The 2,536-nt window shown below is 74.9% G+C and carries 2 protein-coding genes; both read left to right on the top strand.

Annotated features, from left to right (window positions below; all coding sequences use genetic code 11):
* Nucleotides 1–142: 142 nt before the first annotated feature.
* A complete protein-coding gene (locus PYV61_RS24000; protein ID WP_275836403.1) occupies nucleotides 143–1,288 on the top strand; it encodes a hypothetical protein in 1,146 nt (381 codons plus the stop codon).
* Nucleotides 1,285–2,514, top strand: coding sequence for a pyridoxal phosphate-dependent aminotransferase family protein (locus tag PYV61_RS23995; RefSeq protein ID WP_275836402.1), 1,230 nt, complete (start codon nucleotides 1,285–1,287; stop codon nucleotides 2,512–2,514). Before PYV61_RS24000 ends, PYV61_RS23995 begins: the two co-directional genes overlap by 4 nt.
* The last annotated feature ends 22 nt before the right edge of the window (nucleotides 2,515–2,536 follow it).

The raw sequence follows: 2,536 nt of genomic DNA, 5'->3' as shown, positions 1-2,536 counted from the left end.
GGGGCGAGGAGGAGCGGCGGGAGCGAGGCCGCCAGCCAGGCGGCGAGCAGCGCGACGGCCGGGCGGGCGGCGGCGGGGAGCATGCGGCCCGCAATGTCGCCGCCCCGTCCGCGCGGCCGCCAGGGCGCGTTATGTTGCGCCCATGACCCTGCGGATCCGCCCCGCCGACTCGCCGCGCGACCTCCGCCGCTTCGTCGACGTGCCGTGGCGCCTGTTCGACCAGGCGCGCCACCCGCAGTGGGTGCCGCCGCTGCGCGTCGCGGTGAAGGACACGCTCGACGTGCGCAAGCACCCGTTCTGGCGCGACGCCGAGCGGGCGCTGTTCGTGGCGGAGCGCGACGGGCGGCCGGTGGGGCGCGTGGCGGCGATCGAGAACCGCGCGCACAACGCCTTCCACGGCGACCGGCTGGGGTTCTTCGGCTTCTTCGAGTGCGCCGACGACCCGGAGGCGGCGCGCGCGCTGCTCGACGCGGCGCGCGGGTGGCTCGCGGCGCGCGGGCTGACGGCGATGCGCGGCCCGGTGAGCCCGTCGACGAACTACGAGTGCGGCGTGCTGGTGGACGGCTACGAGCACCACCCGGTGCTGATGACCACCTGGAACCCGCCGTACTACGACGCGCTGCTCCGGGGCGCGGGGGTCGACGGCGCGAAGGACCTGCTGGGGTGGTGGCTGGAGCGCTTCGGCGAGGGCGGGAAGGAGTTCACGCTGCCGCCGGCGTACGCGTCGCACGCCGCGCGCGCGCTGGAGCAGACGGGGCTCGCCTTCCGCAACCTCGAGCCGTCGCGGCTGGACGCCGAGGTCGAGACCTGCTGGCAGGTCTACAACGACGCGTGGGAGCCGAACTGGGGGTTCGTGCCGATGACGCGCGAGGAGTTCGGCCACCTCGCGAAGGACCTCAAGATGCTCGTCGACCCGCGCTTCGCGGTGGCGGCGGAGATCGACGGGCGGCCGGCGGGGTTCGCGATCGCGCTGCCGGACTTCCACCTGCTGTTCAAGAAGATCCCGAGCGGGCGGCTGTTCCCCACCGGGCTGTTCACGCTGCTCACCGGCAAGCGCTCGATCCGCACGCTGCGCATGATGGTGCTCGGCGTGCGCAAGGAGTACCGGACGCGCGGGATCTTCGCGCTGTTCGCGCACGAGCTGATCTCGCGCGGGCTGAAGGCGGGGATGACGGGCGCCGAGGCGTCGTGGGTGCTGGAGGACAACGTGCTGATGAACCGACCGCTGGCGGCGATGGGCGCGACGCCGTACCGCCGCTGGCGCCTGTACGAGGGGCCCGTCGCATGAGCGCGCCCGCGCGCCCGGCGCTCCCCGGGGTGTTCGCCAAGTGCCTGACGGACGACCGCGCGCGCGTCGCGCAGGCGGCCGGCGTGTACCCGTACTTCGCGCCGATCGAGGAGTCGACGCCGTCGGAGGCGCGCATCCGCGGGCGCTGGAAGGTGATGCTCGGCTCGAACAACTACCTCGGGCTGACGCACCACCCGCGCGTGCTGGAGGCGTGCGCGGCGGCGCTGCGCCGCTACGGCAGCGGGTCGACGGGGAGCCGCTTCCTCAACGGCACGCTCGACCTGCACGAGACGCTGGAGGCGCGGCTGGCGGCGTTCTACCGCAAGGAGGCGGCGCTCGTCTTCACCACCGGCTACCAGACGAGCCTCGGCGCCATCGCGTCGCTGGTGGGGCGCGACGACGTGCTGTACCTCGACAAGCTGGACCACGCGTGCATCGTGGACGGCGCGCGGCTCGCGCACGGGGAGACGGTGCGCTACCCGCACGGCGACCTCGCGGCGCTGGCGCGGCAGCTGGAGCGCGCGCCCGAGGGGGCGGGGAAGATGATCGCCACCGACGGCGTGTTCTCGATGGAGGGGACGGTCGCCGACCTGCCGGGGCTCGTGGCGCTGAAGCGCGCGCACGGCGCGGCGCTGCTGGTCGACGACGCGCACGCGCTGGGCGTGCTGGGCGAGGACGGCGCCGGCACCGCGCGCCACTTCGGGCTCGACGACGAGGTGGACCTGGTGATGGCGACGTTCTCCAAGTCGCTGGCGTCGGTCGGCGGCGTGCTGGCGGGGCCGGAGGAGGTGCTGCACTGGGTGCGGCACCACGCGCGGGCGCTGATCTTCACCGCGTCGATGCCGCCGGCGAGCGTGGCGGGGACGCTTGCGGCGCTCGACGTGATGGCGGAGGAGCCGGAGCGACGCGCGCGGCTGTGGGAGAACACGCGACTGATGGCGGCGCGGCTGCGCGAGATCGGGCTCGACCCCGGGCCGGCGGCCACGCCGATCCTGCCGGTGACGGTCGGCGACATGCACGCGACGATGCGCGTCTGGCGCGCGCTGTTCGACGACGACGTGTTCGTGCACCTCGTCGTGCCGCCGGCGGTGCCGGCGAACAGCTGCCGCATCCGGCTGTCGATGACCGCCGAGCACACGCCGGCGCAGATCGACCGGGTGGCGGAGGCGTTCGTGCGGGCCGTGCGCGCGCACGCGCCGTGGGCGCTGGCGCGCGCGGCGTCCTGAGCGCGCCGCCGCCCGCGCCGCG

This window comes from Roseisolibacter sp. H3M3-2, from assembly GCF_029211165.1.
Taxonomy (GTDB): Bacteria; Gemmatimonadota; Gemmatimonadetes; order Gemmatimonadales; family Gemmatimonadaceae; genus Roseisolibacter.
Note: the sequence above shows the minus strand (reverse complement) of the source record. Positions and strands in the feature narration are given on the sequence as shown.